The organism is Streptomyces sp. NPDC033270 (assembly GCF_055576575.1).
In genome coordinates, this window is the sequence record NZ_JBVIRA010000020.1 from 111,953 (window position 1) to 133,201 (window position 21,249).

The window sequence follows — 21,249 nt, forward strand, 5'->3', positions numbered from 1 at the left end:
CGTGGCAGTCCATTGGCGTGATACGGGGGAGGCCGATGACCTGGACGAGTGTGCCCGCGCAGCCCGAAGGGCCCGACGATCACTCGCGGTTGGAGAAGAAGCCGCCTGCGCCGCCTGAGCCGCCCGAGTCCACGACTTACGCTCCGCCGCCTCCACTGCCCGTGACCCCGCCGGGTGCCAGTGATGCCACCCGGCTGCTGTGCGCCGGTACGTACATGGACGAGCCGTTCCGGGACGCGGTCATCGACGAGCTGTACGTCCACGAGGAGCGGTTCGCCGCGCCCTCGCTGGGCATCGACGCGGCCCGGGTGCTCGCCCACGCACTGCGCGCCCGCCGGCTGGAGCTGGGCTGGGCCGCCGCGATTCTGGGCGTGTGGATCGTGGCCGTTCCGATGTCGTCGGGGCTGGCGGTGCTCTACCTCTTCCCCGTCGTCTTCATGGCGCTCTCGCGCCTCGTCCGCCGGGCGCCCATCCCGGCGTGGTTGGCGCGCGGCCTCTCCTTCCTGCTGCGGTGGTACGGGCGGCTCCAACTGCTCTTCTTCGTCGTGGCGTTGGTGATGGCGATCATCATCGGTGAGGCCCTGGGCGGCGCCTGGCGGATGCTGCCCACCAGACTGCTGACGAACCTGCTGCCGTTCGGCTCGTCCTCCTCCGACGAGCCGGACTTCGGCTGGAACGGGGACAGCGGCTCGTACGGCGGCTGGGAGTCCGCGGCCGGGTACGCCGACCCCAGCGGCGGCTCCGGAATGCTCCAGGTGTGGATCGCGCTGCTGCTGCCGCTGGTGCTGGCCACGCTGGTCGCCCTGCAGCGCGGGCAGTTCGCCCGGGCGCTCGCCCGCGAGCTGTCCAAGGAGCGCTTCCCCGACGTCATGTCCGACCCGGCGGAGCGGGCCGAGGGCCTGCGCTTTCGCCGGCTGCGGGAGCGGGTGCGGATCGAGCAGCACGGGCCGCTGATGATGTACCGGGCCGCCAACCCGTTCTGCGGCGCCGGCTGGCCGTACAAGACGTGGTCGCTGTCGGTGGAGCTGGTCCCGCGGCCGGACCGCAAGGTCGAGCCGCTGGACAACGCCGCCATCCTGGCGCGCATCGTGCCCTTGGTGGCGGCGCTGCGGGTGCCGTCCCCGCACGGTTCGCCCGAGGCGGCGGCCGCGGTGCGCGACCGGCTGCGCGCGATGGAGATCGACGAGTGCGTCTTCCTGCCGGCCGAGGGGCTGCCGACCCGTGCGGCGGCGCCGTACGCGCCGGAGGCGTTCGAGGAGCACCGGGCCGCGGCCGTCGAGGAGGGCGGGGAGACCCGGCGGCACTTCCTGCGCATCCGGGTCGGCGGCTGGAACGAGGGCATCGTCACCACGGTCTTCGTGCGGGTGCACACCCAGGGCGGGATGCTGATGCTGGAGGTCGCGCCGCATGTGCTGTGGCCGCTGCGGCAGCAGTTCCAGGACGCCGACCGGCTCGCCCACCAGTACCGGCACCACCACCACTTCGGCAAGGCGGTGTGGGCGCTCAGCCGTACGCCGCGCTCCGCCGGCGCCGCCGTGCTCACGCTGGTGCGCGGGCTGCTGTCGGCCTGGCGGCTGGCGACCGCGGGGCACGGCGCGGCGCTCCCCGAGGGCCCGGGCGCCGCCGTACGCGAGCTGGGCTCCTACGGGGAGTCCTCGCTCTTCCAGGACATGGACGTGGCCCGCTACTTGAAGACCATTCAGCAGCGGGTGGCGGCCGGGGTCACCACGGCGCTGAGCGAGGCCGGCTACCGGACCGACGAGTTCGAGCAGCGGATCGTGCATGTCGCCGAGGGCGGCGTGTACGTCGAGTCCGCGCAGGGCGCCGTCGGCATCGGCGACCACAACACGATCACCCACAACACCACCGAGCGGGGCTCCGCGGCGAAGGGAAGTACCAAGCGTGGCAACGGCTGACGAGCGCGGCAACGGCATCCACATCGGCAGCGTCCAGGGTGCCTTCGCCATCGGCGACCACAACACGGTGACCCACAACGAAGGCGTCGCCGGGCCCACGACGGACCCGGCGCAGCAGGAGCTGCTGCGCGCCGTCCGGGCCCTGCGCGAGGATCTGTCCCGGGCGGTGGAGACCCCGCAGGTCACGGCGCTGAGCGGGGAGCTGGCCGACACCGAGACGGAGATCGCCGACACCGGGGCGGCCGGGCCGGGGCGGCTGGCCCGGCTGCGTGCGGCGCTCACGGACGCCAGCGCCGTGGTGGGGCTGCTGGCCTCGGGGGCCGCGGTCAGCCAGGCGGTCGCGGCCCTGGTGGGAGGCTGACGATGAAGGGCCGCGGCCCGGCCCGCTGGAACAGCGAGACCCAGAGCTGGGAGGACGGCACACCGCCGCCCGCCCCCTATACGGGGCCGATGCCGCCCCGGCCGGACTTCGCGCCGTCGGCGGGGCCCGGGCCGTTACCGCACGGCGCCGCCGTGCCGCCTGCCGATGCTCCCGCCGGCCCGCCCGCGGACGCCTCCGCCGGTCCGGTGGCCGGTCCGGTGGCCCACTCGGGGGCCGGCCCGGTGGTCGACCCACTGGTCGTCCCCACGCCCGTGCCCCCGCCCGCCGCCCCGGAACCCATGGGCGGCGGGCGGCGACGCCGTACCGCACTGGTCGCCGGAGTGGCGGCGGCCGTGATCGCGGCGGGCGTCGGCGGCGGCTATCTGCTGTGGGGGCGCGGCGACGACCCGGCCGCCGCCCGCCCACCGGCCCGCACCAAGGCGTCCGCGCCCGAGGACCCCGCCACCGGCACCTCGGCGCCGCCCACCGACGACGCCGGCCCCACCGCCTCCACCGATCCCACCGACCCCTGGGGGACGGCGCCGCCGGACGGCTACCGCCTCGTCCACGACGACAAGGGCTTCACCACCGCGGTGCCGGACGGCTGGCGGCGCAGCGTCCGCGACACCGGCGTCTTCTACACGGCGCCGGACGAGCGGGGGCTGGTGCAGATCTTCGAGATCACCGAACCGGACACCGCCCCGCAGGCGGCGCTGCAGAAGGCCTCGGAGGGGCTGGCGCACAACCCCGGTTACGAGGAGATCAGCCTCGGGGCGTTCGAGGGTCCGGCTCCCGGGACGGACGCCGCCCAACTGGTCTACGCCTATGACAGTGAGCGGATCGGTGCACGGGTCAAGGTCGTCGACTGCGCCTTCACCGCCGACGACGGCCGCCAGTTCGCCGTCCTGGTCCTGGGCACCGAGGCGGACTGGCCGGAGCAGCAGCGCATCCAGAAGATCGCGCTGCAGGCCTTCGCCGCCACCCCCTGAACCACCGTCCGGGCGGCGCTATCCGGGCAGCTCCGTCCGCTCCCACCACTCGTACACGGTCAGGGCACCCTCGGCGGTGTGCTGCTGCCGGCTGGTGGCCCGGAAGTGCTCATAGCCGTTGCGGTACGGGATCTTCAGCTCGTCCCCGGGCGGATCGATCGGCACGATCCGCTCGGGCAGCCCCTCGGGCCCGCCCACCAGCACTGCCTTCGCCGCTTTGTCAGCCATGCCTGCATTCTCGCCCCGGCATGTCACATCGGCCCGCCCCCGGTACGTCAATGGAGTGAGAAGGCAGCTACCCACCAGGAGGCACCCGTCATGGCCCGCATCTCCCTCACCCCGCGGCGCACCCTCACCGTCCGGTTCGCGCAGTGGTACTCGCGGCGCGCGTACGGCAAGGTCATGGAGCCCGCCCTGGCCATGGGCCACCACCCCAGGATCCTGCGCTCCTACTTCTCCTTCGAGAACAAGGTGGCGCGCTGGAAGGCGCTGGACCCCGCGCTGAAGCACCTGGCGGAGCTGGTGTCGGCGGCGGCCATCGGCTGCTCGTGGTGCGTGGACTTCGGCTACTGGCAGGCCGACCGGCTGGGGCTGCCGCTGGAGAAGATCAGCAAGGTGCCCGCCTGGCGGGACCACCAGGAGTCCTTCACGGAGCTGGAGCGGATGGTCATGGAGTACACGGAGGCGGTGACCGCGACCCCACCGGCCGTGACCGACGAGCTGGCCGAGGGCCTGCGCGGGCGCCTGGGCGAGGCGGCGTTCGTGGAGCTGACCATGATGGTGGCCGTGGAGAACCTGCGCTCCCGCATGAACAGCGCCATGGGGCTGCGCAGCCAGGGGTTCTCCGACAACTGCGCGATTCCGCTGACGCAGGGGCCGGGGCGGGACTAGGGGGGTGTCCGGTGGGTCACGTGAGGGGCACGGGCACGATCCGCTGCCACGGACGTGCCGGGCGCATCGCCGTGACGTACTGACGCCTCCGCCGTCCGTGTCCGCGCTCCCGTGACCGCCGATCACCGTGGGTAGTTGTCGTGGCATGCGCGATGTGCGCACTGCAGGGGCGCCCTCCATGCTGCTGCGGTCAGGGCCGCGACGGCGATGCGGGCCAAGGCCATAGCCGCAGGCGTCCCGTTCCACAGCGACCGGAACGGTCAGGCCACAGGAGAAGCCCCGCGCACCGACCTGCATCCGGTACCAGCAATTCCGGTATCTCCGTCACTTCCCCGCCTCTATTCCCGTCAAAAAAGCGTCAAATTCCGGCGTGTTGGCCAAGTGTCTTCAGTTCGAGCCAAGTCCCGATAATCGCTCGACGGAGACCCGCGGGGCCATTAAAAATGATCGCGCAATGTCCGCGCGAGAAACCGGGAAAAGTGAAAGGCGAGTTAGCTGAGTTAGCTGACGGGGGGCTGTCGCGGCTCAATGCGTCCCGTACCGTCAAGATGGCCATCGCCGCCGCCATCGCCACGTCGGCACTGACGATCCCGGCAGCCGGCTCCGCGAGCGCACAGAGCGTCACGACCGCCGGCATCGAAAGCGGTACCACCAGCTCCGCCGCGGCAGTCGAACGCGGCAGCCTTCAGGGCGGCAGTGGGAGCTTCACCGCCAAGGTCGCCAAGGTCGACCCCAAGACCGGTGCGACGCTCAAGGCCAAGACCATCCTGTGCGAGTGGAACGCCGATTGGAAGTGGGGAGCGGGGACCGTCTCCCAAGTCACGGGTAGCACCAGGTTCTACTGCGCAGCTGTAGGCCCCGATGGGCCGCAGTTCACTGGGGAATCCCGTGCACGTCTTCTGGATGACCACAACAAGGTGCTCGCCAACGGCGAGCGCACCGTCATCCAGCCGCTCGACCCGACGCCCACCATCTCGGAGGTGACGGCGAAGGTGAAGCGCCCCAAGACCCTGCACGTGCAGCACGACATGTGGGCCAACTTCCTCACCCCGGGCTGGGTGTGGCAAGCGCATCCACAGGGTTGTGGCGGTGCCGGCACAACGGCAATCAAGTGCACCATCGACTATAAGAACTTCAAGATCTGACGAGTGATCAACTCGGAAGCCGGATCCAGGATATCCTGGATCCGGCTTCCGGCATCCCCATCGATAACGAGGGAAAACATGTGGTCAGGGAGACACGACAGCTACTTCGAGGCAACAGGTCGGGCGATCGATGAGCAGTTGCAGCGGAATCGCGCCAGGGAACGCGCCAAGGCCGTCAAGTTCAGCAGAGAGCAAGTAGAGCAGAGCCGCAAGCTATCCCATGCGTCCGAGGTCGCCGAGCTGGAGCGTCTCGCGGTTCTCGGTCAAATTCCGCAGGCCGAGTACAAGGCCCGCATGGCCGCCCTTGCCGAAGAAGCCGACGAAGGAAAAAGCCAGTAGCGCGGGCCACCGCGCGGACGGCGGCTGGAGCCGTGACCCATCGGACAGGCCCTAGTCGCGGGGGAATTCCTCGGTGGAGATGGTGAGGTCGACCGCGGTGCCGGTGAGGTCGATCGGCTGGCCGTACGGCACCGTGATGTCGTCCTTGTAGTCGCCGTCCTGCGGGTTCGTGAAGACACGGCAGCGGCCTACGTAGGGGTCGGCGATCACATAGACCGGGATCTCCGCCTCGGCGTAGATCGCCTTCTTCGGGCCGTAGTCGTTCGGTGCGGTGCCCTTGGAGACGACCTCGGCGATGAACTCGATGTCCCGGTAGTGCCAGCGGCCCTCCCCCTCCTCCTTGGCGCCGTCGGCGAACTTGGCGACGTCCGGGCAGAAGCCGTTCTCCTGGCCGGGGAAGTCGACCCTGACGTCCGACGTCACGAGGACGGCCATCCCGAACCGGTCTTCCAGCGCCCGCAAGATCTGGCGGATGGTCTGCCAGTGGACGTTCCGCTGCGGCGACATGAAGATCTCTCCCCCGACGATCTCGATCCGATATCCCTCGGGGAAGGCCTGTTCCAGCCGCTCGAACAGCTCGTCCAAGCGCCGCTCGTTCTCAGTGGGCTCTGCCATCTCCATCCCGCCGGTCTCGATCGTCTCGGTCCGCTCAAGGCTGATGGTCATCGTGCCGCTCCTCCCCGCTGCCACGCCACAGGGCAGCCGCACGGTTCAACGCTATGTATGTGCGAACGGTTACGGGCTGTAGTGGCATATGCCAACCGTCATGCCAACCATCACGCGTCGGCGTTGTTGGCCCCCTCCAGCATGTCCTCGAACACCGCGATGTCGACGGTATCGGCCGGAGCGGGGGTCTTGGTGGGAACCGGGCGGTCGTAGTTGCTCAGCAGGATCGTGCCCGTCTCGTGGTCGATCTCGGTGGTGAGTTTGAGGGGGTAGGGCTTGCCCTTGACCGCGACGTAGAGGGTCTGGACGGCGCCGTCGAACTTCCTGATGACGGGCAGGACGCGGGTGCCCTCGTGGACGGTCGGGCGGCCCTTGGTGAGGGTGGAGGTGGTCGAGGGCGACGGGGTGTTCGTGGGCGGCTCGTCGGTGCCGGCGGCGGACTTCTGGAAGGCGGTGAGGTCGCAGGCGGCGGACAGGCTCTGCAGGAAGCCGTCGTGGGTGGTGCCGTGCAGGAAGGTGTCCTTGTACTTCGCGGCCGCCTCGGTGCCCTGGGTTCCGGGGAACTGGCTCTTCCAGAAGGCCGCGTCCGGCTTCATCCAGACCTGGCTGCCGCGCTTGATCATCTCCACCCGGCCGAGCGCACCCTTGCTGATGGCGCCGGCGCAGTTGCCGGCCTGGTCCAGGGTGATGTCGAGCCTGGTGGGGCCGGCGGTGGTCAGGGTGCGCAGCCGCAGTGATTTCGCGGCGACCAGTTGGTCGAGCGCGTCGTCGGAGATCTGCTGGGCCGACTTGCCCGCGAGGTCGCCCTCGCCGTCGGCGGTGGCCGCCGCGGCGCCGGTGCACACCGCTCCGGCGAGCAGGGCCGCGGTGCAGCTCAGGGCGGTGGTTGCGGTGACGGTACGGCGTCTGCAGGTCATCTCGGCACCTCCGGTCCGGAGGGGGCGTACGAGGGACATACCGCAGGGGCTCCGCGGGGACATAGGGACATACAGCTATTCAGGGTAGGTTCCGGGACATTCGTTCGCACTTCGAGTGAGTCGGCTCACTTTCCATGAATGTTTGGGCATAGGTGGGCCGCTTCCGGGGAGGGCTCCCTGTTGCTGGTGACGCCAGTGGTTGCACCAGTGGGAACAGATTCAGTAACCGGAAGGCAGAACGACGTGTCGTCAATCGAGACCATTCACGTAGACGGGGTGTGGCTTCCCGCCGCATCCGGCGCCACGCGGGAGGTCCTCGACCCCGCCGACGCGACGACGCTCCAGCTGGTGTCCGAGGGCGGTGCCGACGACGCCGACGCGGCGGTCGCGGCCGCCCGGCGCGCCTTCGCGGGCGGCGCCGGCGCCTGGCCCCGCACGGCCGTCGCCGAGCGCTCCGCGCTGCTGCGCCGCGTCGCCGACCTGCTGCAGCGCGACCGCGAGCAGATCGCCCTCATCGAGAGCCGGGACACCGGCAAGACGCTGGAGGAGGGCCGGGTCGACGTCGACGACGTCACCAACGCCTTCCGGTACTTCGCCGACGCGGTGATGAACGAGAGCGGCGGGCGGGTCGTCGACGCCGGGTCGGCGGATGTGCACAGCGTCGTCGTGCACGAGCCGGTCGGCGTCTGTGCGCTGATCACGCCGTGGAACTACCCGCTGCTCCAGGCGAGTTGGAAGATCGCGCCGGCCCTCGCGGCCGGCAACACTTTTGTGATCAAGCCCAGCGAGGTCACTCCGCTGTCGACCGTGCACCTGATCAAGCTGCTGGTCGAGGCCGGGCTGCCGGCCGGTGTCGCCAACATCGTCACCGGCGCGGGCGTGCCGGTCGGCCAGCGGCTGGCCGAGCACCCGGATGTGGATCTGTTCTCCTTCACCGGCGGCCTCGCCAGCGGTACGAAGGCGGGCGCGGCGGCGGTCTCCGGCGCCAAGAAGATCGCGCTGGAGCTGGGCGGCAAGAACCCCAATGTGGTCTTCGCCGACGCCTGCGCCACCGAGGAGGGCTTCGACACCGCCGTCGACCAGGCGCTGAACGCCGCGTTCATCCACAGCGGGCAGGTCTGCTCGGCCGGTTCCCGGCTGATCATCGAGGAGTCGGTGCGCGACCGCTTCGTCGCCGAACTCGCCCGCCGCGCCGAGCGGATCAAGCTCGGCCGGGGCACCGAGGACGGCGTGGAGTGCGGCCCGCTGGTCTCCCAGCAGCAGCTGGAGAAGGTGGAGGCCTACGTCGCCTCCGCGCTGGCCGAGGGGGCGCAGCTGCGCTCCGGCGGCTCCCGGCCCAAGCCCTCGGACGTGCGCCCGGCCACCGGCTACTTCTACGCGCCGACCGTGCTGGACGGCTGCCACCGCGAGATGAAGGTGATCCGCGAGGAGACCTTCGGCCCGATCCTGACGGTGGAGACCTTCACCACCGAGGACGAGGCCGTCGCGCTCGCCAACGACACCGAGTACGGCCTCGCGGGCGCCGTCTTCTCCGCCGACACCGCCCGCGCCCGCCGGGTCGCCGCCCGGCTGCGGCACGGCACGGTCTGGATCAACGACTACCACCCCTACCTCCCGCAGGCGGAGTGGGGCGGCTTCGGCAAGTCCGGCATCGGCCGGGAACTGGGCCCCACGGGTCTGGACGAGTACCGCGAGAGCAAGCACATTTACGAGAACCTGCGGCCGGCGCCGGTGCGGTGGTTCACGGGCTGACCCCAGGCCCGAGCACGCAACCCGCACCACGCACTTCGCAGTAAAGGAGTACCCCTCATGCCCGTGTACGACTATGTCGTCGTCGGAGGCGGCACCGCCGGCTCCGTCATCGCCTCCCGCCTCACCGAGGACCCCGCCGTCTCCGTCGCCGTCATCGAGGGCGGCCCCTCCGACATGGACCGCGAGGACGTGCTGACGCTGCGCAAGTGGCTCGGCCTGCTCGGCGGCGAGCTGGACTACGAGTACACGACCACCGAGCAGCCCCGCGGCAACTCCCACATCCTGCACAGCCGCGCCAAGGTCCTCGGCGGCTGCTCCTCCCACAACACCCTGATCTCCTTCAAGCCGCTGCCGTCCGACTGGGACGAGTGGGAGGCGGCGGGCGCGGCCGGCTGGGGCGCCAAGGAGATGGACCCCTACTTCGGCAAGCTGCGCAACAACATCGTGCGGGTGGCGAAGAAGGACCAGAACCAGATCGCGACGGACTGGATCGAGGCCACCAAGACGGCGCTCGGCGTCCCCGAGGTCGTCGGCTTCAACGACCAGCCCTTCGACGAGGGCGTCGGCTTCTTCGACCTCTCCTACCACCCGGAGAACAACAAGCGGTCCTCGGCGTCCGTCGCCTACCTCCACCCGCACATGGAGGCCGGCGACCGCCCGAACCTCACGCTGATGCTGGAGACCTGGGCGCACAAGCTGGAGCTGGACGGTACGACCGCCAAGGGCGTCCACGTCCGGACCAAGGACGGCGAGGAGGTCTACGTCGAGGCCGCCCGCGAGGTGCTGGTGTGCGCCGGCGCCGTCGACACCCCGCGGCTGCTGATGCACTCCGGCATCGGCCCGAAGAAGGACCTCCAGGCACTGGGCATCGACTGCGTGCTCGACCTGCCGGGCGTCGGTGAGAACCTCATCGACCACCCCGAGTCGGTGATCGTCTGGGAGACCAACGGGCCGATCCCGGGCAACTCCGCGATGGACTCCGACGCGGGCCTGTTCGTCAAGCGGGACCCGGAGCACAAGGGCCCCGACCTGATGTTCCACTTCTACCAGATCCCCTTCACCGACAACCCCGAGCGGCTGGGCTACGAGCGCCCCGAGCACGGCGTGTCGATGACCCCGAACATCCCCAAGTCCCGCTCCCGCGGCCGCCTCTACCTCACCTCCGCCGACCCCGAGGTCAAGCCCGCCCTGGACTTCAGGTACTTCGAGGACGAGGACGACTACGACGGGCAGACCCTCGTCGACGGCATCAAGCTGGCCCGCGAGGTCGCCAAGGCCGAGCCGTTCGCCAAGTGGCTCAAGCGCGAGGTCTTCCCCGGTCCGGACGTGACGGACGACGAGGAGATCGGCGAGCTGGTGCGCAAGGCCGCGCACACCGTGTACCACCCGGCCGGCACCTGCAAGATGGGTGCCTCCGATGACCAACTGGCCGTCGTCGACCCGCAGTTGAAGATCCGCGGGCTGGACGGCATCCGTATCGCCGATGCCTCGGTCTTCCCGACGATGCCGGCCGTCAACCCGATGCTGGGCGTGCTGATGGTGGGGGAGAAGTGCGCCGAACTGCTCCGTAAAGACCCGACCCAGGGAGGTGATGCGTGATGGCTACCACCTCCGCCGGCGCATCCGAGATACCCAACGCCCGCAAGTCCGCCGACACCGAGCAGGACGACCGTGAGGTCGTCTTCTCCGTCCGCAACCTCTGGAAGGTCTTCGGCCCCAAGGCCGACAAGATCCCCGGGGACTCCTCCGTCGCCGGCCTGAACGCCCAGGAACTGCGCGAGCAGACCGGCTGCACCGCCGCCGTCCGCGATGTCTCCTTCGACGTCCACAAGGGCGAGGTCTTCGTCGTGATGGGCCTGTCCGGCTCCGGCAAGTCCACCCTCGTACGCTGCCTGACCCGGCTGATCGAGCCGACCAGCGGCAACCTGGAAATGGACGGCGAGGACGTGCGCGCCATGGACCGCGGCGCACTGCGCGAACTGCGCCGCCGCCGCGCCGCCATGGTCTTCCAGCACTTCGGCCTGCTGCCGCACCGCTCCGTCGTCGACAACGTCGCCTACGGCCTGGAGATCCAGGGCGTCGGCAAGGCGGAGCGCCGCGTCAAGGCCGGCGAGATGGTCGACAAGGTGGGCCTGGCCGGTCTGGAGAAGCGCCGTCCGGGCCAGCTCTCCGGTGGCCAGCAGCAGCGCGTCGGCCTGGCCCGGGCGCTCGCCGTCGACCCCGAGGTGCTGCTGTTCGACGAGCCGTTCAGCGCGCTCGACCCGCTCATCCGCCGCGACATGCAGGAAGAGGTCGTCCGCCTGCACCGCGAGGAGGGCCGGACGATGGTCTTCATCACCCACGACCTCGCCGAGGCGCTGCGGGTCGGCGACCGGATCGCCCTGATGCGCGACGGCGAGATCGTCCAGCTCGGCACCCCCGAGGAGATCGTCGGCTCCCCGGCCGACGACTACGTCCGCGACTTCGTGCGGGACGTCCCGCGCGAGCAGGTGCTCACCGTCCGCCGCGCGATGCGTCCGGCCGAGGCCGGCGAGAGCGACCAGGGCCCGGCGCTCGGCCCCGACACCCTGATCTCCGACGCCATCGAGGCGGTCGCCCGCTCCGGCGGCGCGGCCCGCGTCGTCGACGACGGCCGCTGCCTGGGCATCGTCGACCACGCCTGCCTGCTCAACGTGGTCGCCCGGATCGAGGACCCGCAGCACGGCGAGGTGGCTGCCTGATGTACGTCGCCACCCCCCGAAGCGGCGCCCTGCGCGCCGTCGGCTCCAGAGCCCCCGCCGCCTCCCCACGCATGCGGCTGCGCACCGCGCTGCTGCGGCAGTGGCGGGAGGCGCAGCGCGCCGCCGCCATGAACATGCCGGTCGGCACCGTCAAGCGGGGGCGCGCATGAGCAGCACAGCCCCCACCCCGGTTTCTCCGCGCGGCACCCTCGGCGTCGACACCCCCAAGGGCCCGGCCCAGGTCCTGCTGCACCGTCGCGGCGTGGCCAAGCTGCTGCTGCTCGCCGTCGCCGCGGCCGTCCTCGTCCCGCTGCTGGCCGCCAAGTACGGCGCCGCCTGGCCGTCCTCGCTGACCGTCGACGTCTCCGGCCCGCTCGGCAGGACCAGCGACTGGATCATCGACAACCGCGACAGCCACTGGCTGTTCGTCTACTTCCTCGGCCACCTCTCCAACGCCGTGGTCATCTCCGTACGCGCCGTCTACCTGCTGCTGCTCGCGCTGGGCTGGACCGGTGTGACGGCCGGCGTCACGCTGATCGCCTGGCGGGTGGCCGGTGTCCGCATCGCCGCCGTCGCCCTGCTGTCCTTCCTAGTCAGCGGCCTGCTGGGGATGTGGGTCCCGACCATGCAGACGCTCGCCCTGATGATCGTGGCGGTCGTCGCCTCGGTCGTCGTCGGCGCCCTGCTGGGCCTGGCCGCCGGGCTCTCCGAGCGCCTCTTCAAGATCCTGCGCCCGGTCCTGGACACCATGCAGGTCCTCCCGGCCTTCGCCTACCTGCTCCCCGTCGTGCTGGTCTTCGGCATCGGCGTACCGGCTGCGCTGCTGGCCACCGTCGTCTACGCGGCGCCGCCGATGGCCCGCCTGACCGCCCTCGGTCTGCGCGGCGCCGACCCCGGCGTGCTGGAGGCCGTCGCCTCCCTCGGCGCCACCGGCCGGCAGCGGCTGCTGACCGCCCGCCTGCCGCTGGCCCGCAAGGAACTCCTCCTCGGCCTCAACCAGACGATCATGATGGCGCTGTCCATGGTCGTGATCGCCTCGATGATCGGCGCCGCCGGCCTCGGTGACCGCGTCTACCAGGCCCTCGCCTCGGTCGACGTCGGCGCCGCGCTCGCCGCCGCGATCCCGATCGTGCTGCTGGCCATCGTCATGGACCGCACCACCGCCGCGGCCGGCGCAGAGATCGGCGCGGCCGGCACCGCCGCCGGCCCGACGTGGCTGCGCGGCTGGCGGGCCTGGGCCGGAGTGGCCGCGGTCACCGCCGCGCTGGCCGCCGTCGGCCGGCTGACCGGCTCGCTGGTCTGGCCCGACGCCTGGTCGGTCAACATCGCCGCCCCCGTCAACGACTTCAAGGAGTGGATGGTCGACCACCTCTACTCCGGCGTTCCCGTCGTCGGCGGCACCGCCGACTGGGCCGCGCACTTCACCGACTGGGTCCTCAACCCGCTGCGCGACGGCCTGACCGCGCTGCCCTGGTACGGCACGCTGCTCATCGTCGCCGCGCTCGCCTGGCTCATCGGCACCTGGCGCACCGCCCTGACCGCCGTCCTGGCGATGGCCGCCATCGGCGTGCTGGGCGTGTGGAAGCCGTCCATGAACACCCTCTCCCAGGTGCTCGCCGCACTGGTGGTGACCCTGGTGCTGGGCTTCGGCGTCGGCATCCTCACCGCGGGCAGCAAGCGCTTCGAGGCGCTGCTGCGCCCGGTGCTGGACGTCATGCAGACCATGCCGCAGTTCGTGTACCTGATCCCCGTGGTCGCGCTGTTCGCCGTGGGCCGCGCCCCGGCCGCCGCCGCGGCGGTCGTCTACGCGCTGCCGGCCGTCATCCGCATCACCACCCAGGGCCTGCGCCAGGTGGACCCCGCGGCCGTGGAGTCCGCCCGCTCCCTGGGCGCCACCCGCTGGCAGATGCTGCGCCAGGTCCAGCTTCCGCTGGCCCGGCCGGCGCTGCTGCTGGCCGTCAACCAGGGCGTGGTCCTCGTCCTCGCCGTCGTCATCATCGGCGGCCTGGTCGGCGGCGGTGCCCTCGGGTACGACGTCGTCACCGGGCTGGCCACCGGAGACCTGGGCCTCGGCCTGGTCGCGGGTGTGGCGATCGTGTGCCTGGGCCTGATGCTCGACCGGGTCACCCAGCCCACGGAACGCCGTACGACGGGGAAGGGAGCCTGACCATGTCCCGTAAGCGCACCACGATCGTCGGGACGGCCGCGCTGGCCGCCACGGCGGCCCTGACCCTGTCCCTGTCGGCCTGCGGCAAGGCCGACATGACCAAGCAGTCCTCGCCGTTCGCCGCGGCCGAGGGTTCCAAGTCCGTCACGCTGTCCGTGCAGACCTGGGTCGGCGCCCAGGCCAATGTCGCGGTCGCCAAGTACCTGCTCGAACACGAGCTGGGCTACCACGTCGACACCGTCCAGGTGGACGAGATCCCCGCCTGGGACGCGCTGAGCCAGGGCCGGGTCGACGCGATCCTGGAGGACTGGGGCCACCCAGACCAGGAGCAGCGCTACGTCAAGGACAAGAAGACGATCACGGCGGGCGGCGGCAACGGCGTCACCGGCCACATCGGCTGGTACGTCCCCAAGTACTGGGTCGACGCGCACCCCGAGGTCACGAACTGGAAGAACCTCAACAAGTTCGCCGACCAGCTGCGCACCTCGGAGAGCGGCAACAAGGGCCAGCTGATGGACGGTTCACCGTCCTACGTCACCAACGACAAGGCGCTGGTGAAGAACCTGGACCTGAACTACGAGGTGGTCTTCGCCGGCTCCGAGGCGGCGCAGATCACCCAGATCCAGCAGTTCGCCAAGGAGAAGAAGCCGTTCCTGACGTACTGGTACGAGCCGCAGTGGCTCTTCAACCAGGTGCCGATGGTGGAGGTCAAGCTCCCCAAGTACACCGACGCCTGCGCGGAGAAGGGCGCCAAGGACCCGCAGTCCATCGACTGCGCGTACCCCACGACCCCGCTCCAGAAGTACTTCAACACCGACTTCGCCAAGAGCGGCACCAGCGCCGCGGCGTTGCTGAAGAACTTCAAGTGGACCAAGGACGCCCAGAACGAGGTGTCCGAATCGATCGCCTCGGAGGGCCTGTCGGCCGATGAGGCGGCCAAGCGCTGGGTGCACAAGCACCCGGACGTCTGGAAGGCCTGGCTGCCCAAGAAGTAGCCGGCACGGGTCCACGTCCGACGCGGGCGGTCGCACGGTGTGCGGCCGCCCGCGCGGGCGTTCGGGCCCACCGACCCTGGTCGCCCGCCGGCCCCGGCGTGGCGGCATAGTAGAGCCCAGTCCGACGCGGGACATGAACACATCACGGCGTGGCGCCTCCGCGGCGCCGCCACGTATCGGGGGGACTCGCTCCATGCCATCCATCCGCCGCACCACCGTCGCGGCCGCCGCACTGGCCGCGCTGCTCGCGGTCACCGCCACCGCCTGCGGACCTGCCGACGACAAGGCCGCCGCACCGGGCGGTTCGGCCGCCGCCGACGACAACGGGCGGGGCGACGGCGGCCTCAAGCTCCCCAAGGGCGTGCCGACCAGCATCGACGACCTGAAGAAGTGGCAGGACGGCGGCTGGCGGAACTGGGACAAGTGGGCCCGCGAGGCACAGGACTTCGCCAACCCGATCATCAAGGACCACTGGAAGAACGACCGGCTGGCGAAGGCGAAGGCCGCCCCGGAGATCGGCGTCAAGGCCACCGGCGCGGGCAGCGAGTTCGACGCCACCGACCCCGAGCCGCGGCCGGTGAACGCCATCCAGGTCGCCCGCCCGTACCACCGGAACATGGCCCCGGTCGGGAAGATCTTCTTCGACAGCCCCAAGGGCCCGATGGTCTGCTCCGGCACGGTCATCGAGGACCCGGCGCACCCGGGCAAATCCAACCTCGTGTGGACCGCCGGGCACTGCGTGCACTCCGGCAAGCGCGGCGGCTGGATGCGCAACATCGTCTTCGTGCCGTCGTACAACGACAACGGCGCGCCGATGGGCCAGGTCGGCAACCTGCCCGCGCAGCAGGCCACGCCCTACGGCCGCTTCTGGGCGGACTGGATCACCACCTCCGGTGAATGGATCAACATGGGCAGCGAGGAGAGCGGCAACGGCGGTTCCGCGTACGACTTCGCGGTGCTGCACGTCAAGCCGGAGAACGGCGGCGGCAAGTCCCTCCAGGAGACCGTGGGCATCGCCATCCCGGTCTGGTTCAACGCCCCGTCCGCCCAGGGTGTCAACTTCGTGCGCGCCGTCGGCTACCCGGCGGCGCCGCCGTACGACGGCGCGCAGATGATGGCCTGCCAGGGCCGCCCGGGTCGCCTCGTCATGGAGCAGGGCACGCCGGCCATGGACCGCATCGGCTGCACCATGACCGGGGGCACCTCGGGCGGCGGCTGGTTCGTCGAGCGCGGCGGCAAGCTGACCCTGGTGTCCAACAGCTCCATCAGCTCCAACGCCCACACCTGGCTGGCCGGCCCGCACCTGGGACCGGAGGCCCAGCGGGTCTTCGACGGCATCAGCCGGAAGTTCGCGAACCAGTAGCGGCCGCCGTCCGCGGCTCCGGCGGCAGCGCCCGGCACAGCGCCTCCAGGGCGCCGGGGAAGGCGCTGTCGGCCGGGGTCGCATAGCCGACGACCAGGCCGTGGCGGGGCGGCATCGTGGCGGCCGGGTGACGGTAGTCCGACAGCACGTCCAGGGCCAGGCCCTGGAAGCGGGCGGCGCGCAGCGCGGCGCGCTCGTCGGCCTCGGTGGCGCCGTCGGGCAGCTGGAGCACGGCGTGCAGGCCGGCGGCGATGCCGGTGACGCCGAGGTGCGGGGCCTGCCCGGTCACCGCGTCGACGAGCCGGTCGCGGCGCCGGCGGTAGCGCTGGCGCATCCGGCGGATGTGGCGGTCGTAGGCGCCGTGGGTGAGCAACTCCGCGAGGGTGAGCTGATCGGTGACGCCTGCCCAGGCCTCGCGCTCCCCCTTGGCCGCAAGGACGGCGTCGACCAGACGGCCGGGGAGCGCCATCCAGCCCAGCCGCACCGCCGGCGACAGGCTCTTGCTGACCGAGCCGATGTGGACGACGCGTTCCGGGTCCAGCCCTTGTAGGGCGCCGACCGGCTTGCGGTCGTAGCGGAACTCGCCGTCGTAGTCGTCCTCCAGGACATAACCCCCGCTGGCGCGTGCCCAGTTGACGGCGGCGGCCCGGCGGTCGGGGTGCAGCGGCACCCCCGTGGGGAACTGGTGCGCGGGAGTCAGCAGGACCGCGCCCACGTCGTCCAGGGCGCCCAACCGCTCGGTGTCGGCGCCGTGTTCGTCGAGGGGCAGGGGACGGGTGTCCACCCCCGCGGCCGTCAGAAGCTGCCGGTGGAAGGGCAGGCCGTAGGACTCCACGGCCAGCGGGCCGGGGAGCACGGCGGGGAAGAGCAGCCGCAGGGCATGCGCGAAGCCGGAGCAGATCACGATGCGCTCGGGGTCGGTGCGTACACCGCGGGTGCGGGCCAGGTAGTCGGTCAGCGCGCGGCGCAGCTCGATGCGGCCGCGGGGATCGCCGGGCCCGAAGGCGTCGTTGGGGGCGGTGGTCAGCGCACGGCGGGCGGCCGCCAGCCAGGCGGTACGGGGGAAGGACGCGGCGTCCGGCTGCCCCTGGAGGAGGTTGTGCACGGGGCGGGCCACCGGGGCGCGACGGGCCGGGGCGCGGGTGGGCGTCAGCGGTTCGGCGCGCTCGGCGACGCGGGTGCCGGAGCCCTGGCGGGCGCTGAGCCAGCCCTCGGCCACCAGCTCGGCGTAGGCGTCGGCGACGGTGTTGCGGGCGATGCCGAGGTCGGCGGCGAGCGAACGGTAGGGCGGCAGCCGGGTGCCGGGGGCCAGCCGCCCGGACCGTACGGCCTCGCGCAGCGCGCGCAGGAGCATGGCGCGCCGGCTGCCCGGTCCGCTCAGCTCCAGATGCAGATCGCCGCCCAGACTCTCGGCTGGATTGACCCATGATTCCGGCATGGAAATGCACCCTACAGCCGGTCGCCGGCGCCCATAGATTCAAGGCATGACGAACGCAACGAACCCCACCCACCACCACGACGACATCATCGACGCGGCGCCCCGCACCCCCCGGGTGGACTTCGCCAAGGCCGCCCCCAAGGCCTTCAAGGCCCTCATCGGCTTCGACGCCGCCGCCCGCGAGGGCCTGGACCACTCCCTGGTCGAGCTGGTCCAGATCCGCTCCTCGCAGCTCAACAAGTGCGCGTACTGCCTGCACATGCACACCACCGACGCCCGTAAGGCCGGCGAGAGCGAGGAGCGGCTGCACATGGTCGCCGTCTGGCAGGAGGCGGCGCACTTCTTCACCGCGAAGGAGCGGGCGGCGCTGGCCCTCACCGAGGCGGTGACGCTTCTCGCCCAGGGCGGCGTACCGGACGAGGTCTACGAGCGGGCCGCCCGGCACTTCGAGGCCGACGAACTGGCCCGGCTGCTCGCCCTGATCTTCACGATCAACACCTGGAACCGGATCGCCATCAGCACGGGGAAGGTACCGGGGACGGACGAGCGGTGAGATGTGGGGAGGCGGGGCGGGGGCGGGGCGGAGGGGCGACGAGGTGCCCGGCCTGGTGCCCGCGCCCCCGCCTGGTGTGCGCGCCCCGGCCTGGTGCCCGCGCCCCGGCCTGGTGCCCGCGCCCCCGCCTGGTGCCCGCGCCCCCGCCCGGTGCCCGCGCCCCGGCCGTTCCTTGGCAACGGCGCCTCAGTCGCGCTGTTCCCGCGCCCCCAGCTCCTCCCGCAGCCCCTGCGCGATGCCCGCCACCGCCGCCATGGCCCGGTGCTGGAGCCCCGGGCCGAAGGTGACCCGGGCCGCGCCCAGGTCGCCCAGCGCGCGGGGGCCGGGTCCGTCCGGCATTACCACGGCGTTGACGGGAAGGCCGATGGCGCCGGCCAGTTCGGCCAGTTGCTCGGGCGGGGCGGTGATCGGGTAGACGCAGTCGGCGCCCGCCGCGGCGTACATCCGGCCGCGGCGTACCGCCTCCGCGAGGTCCGGGACGCCGCGCAGATAGGTGTCGATCCGGGCGTTGATCACCAGGTCCTCGCCTGCTTCGGCGCGCACACCGGCCAGCCAGTCCGCCTGCTCCTGCGCGTCCCGCAGCGTGCCGGTGGCGTGGTCGGTGTCCTCCAGGTTGCAGCCCACCGCCCCGGCCTCCGCGAGCCGGCCCACCAACTCCTTCGCGGACAGCCCGTATCCGGCCTCCACGTCCGCCGAGACCGGGATGTCGACGGCCCGGACGATGCGGGCGACGGCGGCGAACATCTCGTCGGGCGGCGTCCGGCCGTCCTCGTAACCGAGCGAGGCCGCCACGCCCGCGCTGGGCGTGGCCAGCGCCGGGAACCCGGCGTCCGCGAAGACCCTGGCGCTGGCCGCGTCCCAGGGACCGGGCAGGACCAGCGGCAGGCCGGGGGCGTGGTGCAGGGCGCGCAGCGCCGCGGCCGCGGTCACGCCTGCCCCGGGGTCATGCGGGTGGAGACGCCGAAGCGGTTCCAGGCGTTGATCGTGGTGATCATGGCGATCAGCTGGGCCAGTTCGGCCTCCTCGAAGTGGGCGGCGGCGCGGTCGTAGACGGCGTCGGGCACAAAACCCTCGGTCAGCACGGTGATCGCCTCCGTGAGGGCGAGCGCGGCCTGCTCCTTGGGGGAGTAGAAACCGGTGGCCTCCTCCCAGGCGTTGAGGAGGTGGATGCGCTCCTCGGTCTCGCCGGCCTTACGGGCGTCGGCGGAGTGCATATGGATGCAGAACGCGCAGTGGTTGAGCTGCGACGCACGGATCTCGACCAGGGCGACCAGCGCCGGATCGAGGCCCTTCTTCGCCGCCGCGTCCAGCGCGATCATGGCCTTGTAGACGTCGGGTGCGAGCTTGGCCCAGCGAAGGCGCGGGCCGTGCTGGTGGGCCGGCGCCCCCGAAGCGCCTGATGAGGCCACGTTCATGTTCTGTGTCGTCATGGGTACGACGCTACGGCGGCATTGGCACAGCTGTATGGTCCACTTCCATGGAGGATTCCTGGGCCACTTTCGGCCGCGATCTGCATCTGGACCTCACCGGCTCCGGCGGGCTGCGGGCCGCCCTGCTGCGCGCACTGCGGGACGCGGTACGGTCCGGACGGCTGACCCCGGGCACCCGGCTGCCGTCCTCCCGCTCCCTCGCCGCCGACCTCGGCATCGCCCGCAACACCGTCGCCGACGCCTACGCCGAGCTGGTGGCCGAGGGCTGGCTCAGCGCCCGCCAGGGCTCCGGCACCCGCGTCGCCGAGCGGGTGCTGCCGCGCACCAGGCCCGCCGCCCGGCGCGCCCCCGGCCCGGCCGGACCCGCCGGCCCACCGCGCTTCGACCTCACCCCGGGCACCCCCGACGTCGCCGCCTTCCCCCGCACCGCCTGGCTGGCGGCCGCCCGCCGCGCGCTGACCGCGGCCCCCAGCGAGGCGTTCGGATACGGCAGCCCCGCCGGCCGCCCGGAACTGCGCACCGTCCTCGCCGACTATCTGGCCCGCGCCCGCGGCGTGCGCGCCGACCCCGAGCGCATCGTCGTGTGCACCGGCTTCATGCAGGGACTGGCCCTGCTCGGCCGGGTGCTGGGCGGTGGGACGGGGCGGCTGGCCGTCGAGTCCTACGGCCTGGACTTCCACCGCGAGGTCATCGCCCGCGCCGGTCTGCGCACCGTCCCCCTCGCCGTCGACGAACACGGCGCCCGGACCGCGGAGCTGACCGCCCACGACGGCCTGCGGGCGGCCCTGCTCACCCCCGCCCACCAGTTCCCGACGGGGGTGCCACTGCACCCCGACCGCCGGGCCGCCGCCGTCAACTGGGCGCGGGCCACCGGCGGTTACGTCCTGGAGGACGACTACGACGGCGAGTTCCGCTACGACCGCCAGCCCGTCGGCGCGCTCCAGGGGCTCGACCCCGACCACGTCGTCTACCTGGGCACCGCCAGCAAGAGCCTGGCCCCCGCGCTGCGACTGGCCTGGATGGTGCTGCCGGACCGCCTCCTCGCCCCCGTCCTCGCCCTCAAGAGCGCCGGCGAATGGTCCTCCGGCACCCTGGAGCAGCTCACCCTCGCCGAGTTCATCTCCTCGGGCGCCTACGACCGGCACCTGCGCGGTATGCGGCTGCGCTACCGGCGCCGCCGCGACCAGCTGGTCGCCGCCCTGGCCGAGCGCGCCCCGCACGTCCACGTCTCCGGCATCGCCGCCGGACTCCACGCCGTACTGGAACTCCCGCCCGGCACCGAACGCTCCATCGTCCAGGCCGCCCGCTGGCAGGGCCTCGCCCTCGAAGGCCTGACCCGCTTCCGCGCCCCCGCCACCCCCTCACCCCCACGAGACGCCCTGGTCGTCGCCTACGGCACCCCACCCGACCACTCCTTCACGGGCGCTCTGGACGCCCTGATGAGAGCGCTGCCGCCGGGGGAGTAACGGACGGCGGCGGTACGGCACGGGGGGTGCCCGCTGCCTTCAGGGCAGGGCACCCCCCCCCCCCCCCCCCCCCCCCCCCCCCCCCCCCCCCCCCCCCCCCGGGGGGGGGGGGGGGGGGGGGGGGGGGGGGCACACCGGCAA

At 71.9% G+C, this 21,249-nt stretch carries 21 protein-coding genes; 15 read left to right on the forward strand and 6 right to left on the reverse strand.

Annotated elements, in window-relative coordinates; genetic code table 11:
• Positions 1-35 precede the first annotated feature (35 nt).
• Genes ACZ5XZ_RS25895 through ACZ5XZ_RS25905 form a run of 3 tightly spaced genes read left to right on the forward strand, consistent with a single transcriptional unit; the run spans position 36 to position 3,266 of the window.
• The gene (locus ACZ5XZ_RS25895) at positions 36-1,916 is read left to right on the forward strand and encodes a hypothetical protein (protein ID WP_468982012.1); all 1,881 of its coding nucleotides are present in this window, start codon (positions 36-38) and stop codon (positions 1,914-1,916) included.
• Positions 1,903-2,277, forward strand: coding sequence for a hypothetical protein (locus tag ACZ5XZ_RS25900; RefSeq protein ID WP_468982014.1), 375 nt, complete (start codon positions 1,903-1,905; stop codon positions 2,275-2,277). Before ACZ5XZ_RS25895 ends, ACZ5XZ_RS25900 begins: the two co-directional genes overlap by 14 nt.
• Before the next feature lie 2 nt (positions 2,278-2,279).
• Entirely contained in the window at positions 2,280-3,266 is a 987-nt protein-coding gene (locus ACZ5XZ_RS25905; RefSeq protein WP_468982015.1) for a hypothetical protein, read from the forward strand.
• Between the two features lie 18 nt (positions 3,267-3,284).
• Here the strand turns inward: ACZ5XZ_RS25905 and ACZ5XZ_RS25910 are convergent, their stop codons facing one another.
• Positions 3,285-3,494, reverse strand: a complete 210-nt coding sequence (locus ACZ5XZ_RS25910; protein WP_468982017.1) for a DUF5988 family protein — start codon at positions 3,492-3,494, stop codon at positions 3,285-3,287.
• A gap of 90 nt (positions 3,495-3,584) precedes the next feature.
• Here ACZ5XZ_RS25910 and ACZ5XZ_RS25915 point away from each other — a divergent pair, with 90 nt between their 5' ends.
• The 3 genes from ACZ5XZ_RS25915 to ACZ5XZ_RS25925 all read left to right on the forward strand — a co-directional run bounded on the left by ACZ5XZ_RS25915 (position 3,585) and on the right by ACZ5XZ_RS25925 (position 5,641).
• On the forward strand, positions 3,585-4,157 hold the full coding sequence (locus ACZ5XZ_RS25915; protein WP_468982019.1) for a carboxymuconolactone decarboxylase family protein: 573 nt from the start codon (positions 3,585-3,587) through the stop codon (positions 4,155-4,157).
• Between the two features lie 548 nt (positions 4,158-4,705).
• Positions 4,706-5,302, forward strand: a complete 597-nt coding sequence (locus tag ACZ5XZ_RS25920; protein WP_468982022.1) for a hypothetical protein — start codon at positions 4,706-4,708, stop codon at positions 5,300-5,302.
• Between the two features lie 3 nt (positions 5,303-5,305).
• The gene (locus ACZ5XZ_RS25925) at positions 5,306-5,641 is read left to right on the forward strand and encodes a hypothetical protein (RefSeq protein ID WP_468982024.1); all 336 of its coding nucleotides are present in this window, start codon (positions 5,306-5,308) and stop codon (positions 5,639-5,641) included.
• A 51-nt stretch (positions 5,642-5,692) separates the two neighbouring features.
• Here the strand turns inward: ACZ5XZ_RS25925 and ACZ5XZ_RS25930 are convergent, their stop codons facing one another.
• Together ACZ5XZ_RS25930 and ACZ5XZ_RS25935 are read right to left on the reverse strand one after the other, a co-directional pair.
• On the reverse strand, positions 5,693-6,307 hold the full coding sequence (locus ACZ5XZ_RS25930) for a Uma2 family endonuclease (protein ID WP_468982025.1): 615 nt from the start codon (positions 6,305-6,307) through the stop codon (positions 5,693-5,695).
• Positions 6,308-6,417: 110 nt separating this feature from the next.
• On the reverse strand, positions 6,418-7,224 hold the full coding sequence (locus tag ACZ5XZ_RS25935; protein WP_468982028.1) for a hypothetical protein: 807 nt from the start codon (positions 7,222-7,224) through the stop codon (positions 6,418-6,420).
• A 243-nt stretch (positions 7,225-7,467) separates the two neighbouring features.
• On the opposite strand from ACZ5XZ_RS25935, the gene ACZ5XZ_RS25940 reads away from it, so the two are divergent.
• From ACZ5XZ_RS25940 to ACZ5XZ_RS25970, 7 genes are all read left to right on the forward strand, one after another.
• On the forward strand, positions 7,468-8,976 hold the full coding sequence (locus ACZ5XZ_RS25940) for an aldehyde dehydrogenase family protein (protein ID WP_468982030.1): 1,509 nt from the start codon (positions 7,468-7,470) through the stop codon (positions 8,974-8,976).
• Positions 8,977-9,033: 57 nt separating this feature from the next.
• Entirely contained in the window at positions 9,034-10,575 is a 1,542-nt protein-coding gene (locus ACZ5XZ_RS25945) for a GMC family oxidoreductase (RefSeq protein WP_468982033.1), read from the forward strand.
• Positions 10,575-11,696 carry a quaternary amine ABC transporter ATP-binding protein gene (locus tag ACZ5XZ_RS25950; protein WP_468982034.1) on the forward strand — a complete coding sequence of 374 codons (1,122 nt, stop codon included), beginning with the start codon at positions 10,575-10,577 and terminating at the stop codon, positions 11,694-11,696. The genes ACZ5XZ_RS25945 and ACZ5XZ_RS25950 overlap by 1 nt, the downstream gene beginning before the upstream one ends.
• Positions 11,696-11,866 carry a hypothetical protein gene (locus ACZ5XZ_RS25955; protein ID WP_468982036.1) on the forward strand — a complete coding sequence of 57 codons (171 nt, stop codon included), beginning with the start codon at positions 11,696-11,698 and terminating at the stop codon, positions 11,864-11,866. The genes ACZ5XZ_RS25950 and ACZ5XZ_RS25955 overlap by 1 nt, the downstream gene beginning before the upstream one ends.
• Positions 11,863-13,863 carry an ABC transporter permease gene (locus tag ACZ5XZ_RS25960; protein ID WP_468982038.1) on the forward strand — a complete coding sequence of 667 codons (2,001 nt, stop codon included), beginning with the start codon at positions 11,863-11,865 and terminating at the stop codon, positions 13,861-13,863. Before ACZ5XZ_RS25955 ends, ACZ5XZ_RS25960 begins: the two co-directional genes overlap by 4 nt.
• A 2-nt stretch (positions 13,864-13,865) precedes the next feature.
• Positions 13,866-14,858, forward strand: coding sequence for an ABC transporter substrate-binding protein (locus ACZ5XZ_RS25965; protein ID WP_468982040.1), 993 nt, complete (start codon positions 13,866-13,868; stop codon positions 14,856-14,858).
• A gap of 193 nt (positions 14,859-15,051) precedes the next feature.
• On the forward strand, positions 15,052-16,221 hold the full coding sequence (locus ACZ5XZ_RS25970) for a trypsin-like serine peptidase (RefSeq protein WP_468982042.1): 1,170 nt from the start codon (positions 15,052-15,054) through the stop codon (positions 16,219-16,221).
• Here the strand turns inward: ACZ5XZ_RS25970 and pdxR (ACZ5XZ_RS25975) are convergent.
• On the reverse strand, positions 16,196-17,659 hold the full coding sequence (pdxR, locus tag ACZ5XZ_RS25975) for a MocR-like pyridoxine biosynthesis transcription factor PdxR (protein ID WP_468982045.1): 1,464 nt from the start codon (positions 17,657-17,659) through the stop codon (positions 16,196-16,198). The two genes, ACZ5XZ_RS25970 and pdxR (ACZ5XZ_RS25975), sit on opposite strands and share 26 nt — an antisense overlap.
• A 46-nt stretch (positions 17,660-17,705) precedes the next feature.
• On the opposite strand from pdxR (ACZ5XZ_RS25975), the gene ACZ5XZ_RS25980 reads away from it, so the two are divergent.
• Positions 17,706-18,212 carry a carboxymuconolactone decarboxylase family protein gene (locus ACZ5XZ_RS25980; protein ID WP_468982048.1) on the forward strand — a complete coding sequence of 169 codons (507 nt, stop codon included), beginning with the start codon at positions 17,706-17,708 and terminating at the stop codon, positions 18,210-18,212.
• 186 nt (positions 18,213-18,398) lie between these two features.
• On the opposite strand, the gene ACZ5XZ_RS25985 is transcribed toward ACZ5XZ_RS25980, so the two are convergent.
• Together ACZ5XZ_RS25985 and ACZ5XZ_RS25990 are read right to left on the reverse strand one after the other, a co-directional pair.
• Entirely contained in the window at positions 18,399-19,142 is a 744-nt protein-coding gene (locus ACZ5XZ_RS25985) for an isocitrate lyase/PEP mutase family protein (protein WP_468982050.1), read from the reverse strand.
• Complete coding sequence (locus tag ACZ5XZ_RS25990) at positions 19,139-19,642, reverse strand: carboxymuconolactone decarboxylase family protein (protein WP_468982052.1); 504 nt, start codon at positions 19,640-19,642, stop codon at positions 19,139-19,141. The genes ACZ5XZ_RS25985 and ACZ5XZ_RS25990 overlap by 4 nt, the downstream gene beginning before the upstream one ends.
• Positions 19,643-19,689: 47 nt before the next feature.
• On the opposite strand from ACZ5XZ_RS25990, the gene pdxR (ACZ5XZ_RS25995) reads away from it, so the two are divergent.
• Complete coding sequence (gene pdxR / locus ACZ5XZ_RS25995) at positions 19,690-21,108, forward strand: MocR-like pyridoxine biosynthesis transcription factor PdxR (RefSeq protein WP_468982055.1); 1,419 nt, start codon at positions 19,690-19,692, stop codon at positions 21,106-21,108.
• Positions 21,109-21,249: the final 141 nt, after the last annotated feature.

Bases quoted from the DNA above. Each gene is read 5' to 3' on its own strand.
- ACZ5XZ_RS25895 (WP_468982012.1), top strand. From the start codon at position 36: ATGACCTGGACGAGTGTGCCCGCGCAGCCCGAAGGGCCCGACGATCAC.
- ACZ5XZ_RS25905 (WP_468982015.1), top strand. From the start codon at position 2,280: ATGAAGGGCCGCGGCCCGGCCCGCTGGAACAGCGAGACCCAGAGCTGG.
- ACZ5XZ_RS25910 (WP_468982017.1), bottom strand. From the start codon at position 3,494: ATGGCTGACAAAGCGGCGAAGGCAGTGCTGGTGGGCGGGCCCGAGGGG.
- ACZ5XZ_RS25915 (WP_468982019.1), top strand. From the start codon at position 3,585: ATGGCCCGCATCTCCCTCACCCCGCGGCGCACCCTCACCGTCCGGTTC.
- ACZ5XZ_RS25920 (WP_468982022.1), top strand. From the start codon at position 4,706: ATGGCCATCGCCGCCGCCATCGCCACGTCGGCACTGACGATCCCGGCA.
- ACZ5XZ_RS25930 (WP_468982025.1), bottom strand. From the start codon at position 6,307: ATGACCATCAGCCTTGAGCGGACCGAGACGATCGAGACCGGCGGGATG.
- ACZ5XZ_RS25935 (WP_468982028.1), bottom strand. From the start codon at position 7,224: ATGACCTGCAGACGCCGTACCGTCACCGCAACCACCGCCCTGAGCTGC.
- ACZ5XZ_RS25945 (WP_468982033.1), top strand. From the start codon at position 9,034: ATGCCCGTGTACGACTATGTCGTCGTCGGAGGCGGCACCGCCGGCTCC.
- ACZ5XZ_RS25950 (WP_468982034.1), top strand. From the start codon at position 10,575: ATGGCTACCACCTCCGCCGGCGCATCCGAGATACCCAACGCCCGCAAG.
- ACZ5XZ_RS25955 (WP_468982036.1), top strand. From the start codon at position 11,696: ATGTACGTCGCCACCCCCCGAAGCGGCGCCCTGCGCGCCGTCGGCTCC.
- ACZ5XZ_RS25960 (WP_468982038.1), top strand. From the start codon at position 11,863: ATGAGCAGCACAGCCCCCACCCCGGTTTCTCCGCGCGGCACCCTCGGC.
- ACZ5XZ_RS25965 (WP_468982040.1), top strand. From the start codon at position 13,866: ATGTCCCGTAAGCGCACCACGATCGTCGGGACGGCCGCGCTGGCCGCC.
- ACZ5XZ_RS25970 (WP_468982042.1), top strand. From the start codon at position 15,052: ATGCCATCCATCCGCCGCACCACCGTCGCGGCCGCCGCACTGGCCGCG.
- pdxR (WP_468982045.1), bottom strand. From the start codon at position 17,659: ATGCCGGAATCATGGGTCAATCCAGCCGAGAGTCTGGGCGGCGATCTG.
- ACZ5XZ_RS25980 (WP_468982048.1), top strand. From the start codon at position 17,706: ATGACGAACGCAACGAACCCCACCCACCACCACGACGACATCATCGAC.
- ACZ5XZ_RS25990 (WP_468982052.1), bottom strand. From the start codon at position 19,642: ATGACGACACAGAACATGAACGTGGCCTCATCAGGCGCTTCGGGGGCG.
- pdxR (WP_468982055.1), top strand. From the start codon at position 19,690: ATGGAGGATTCCTGGGCCACTTTCGGCCGCGATCTGCATCTGGACCTC.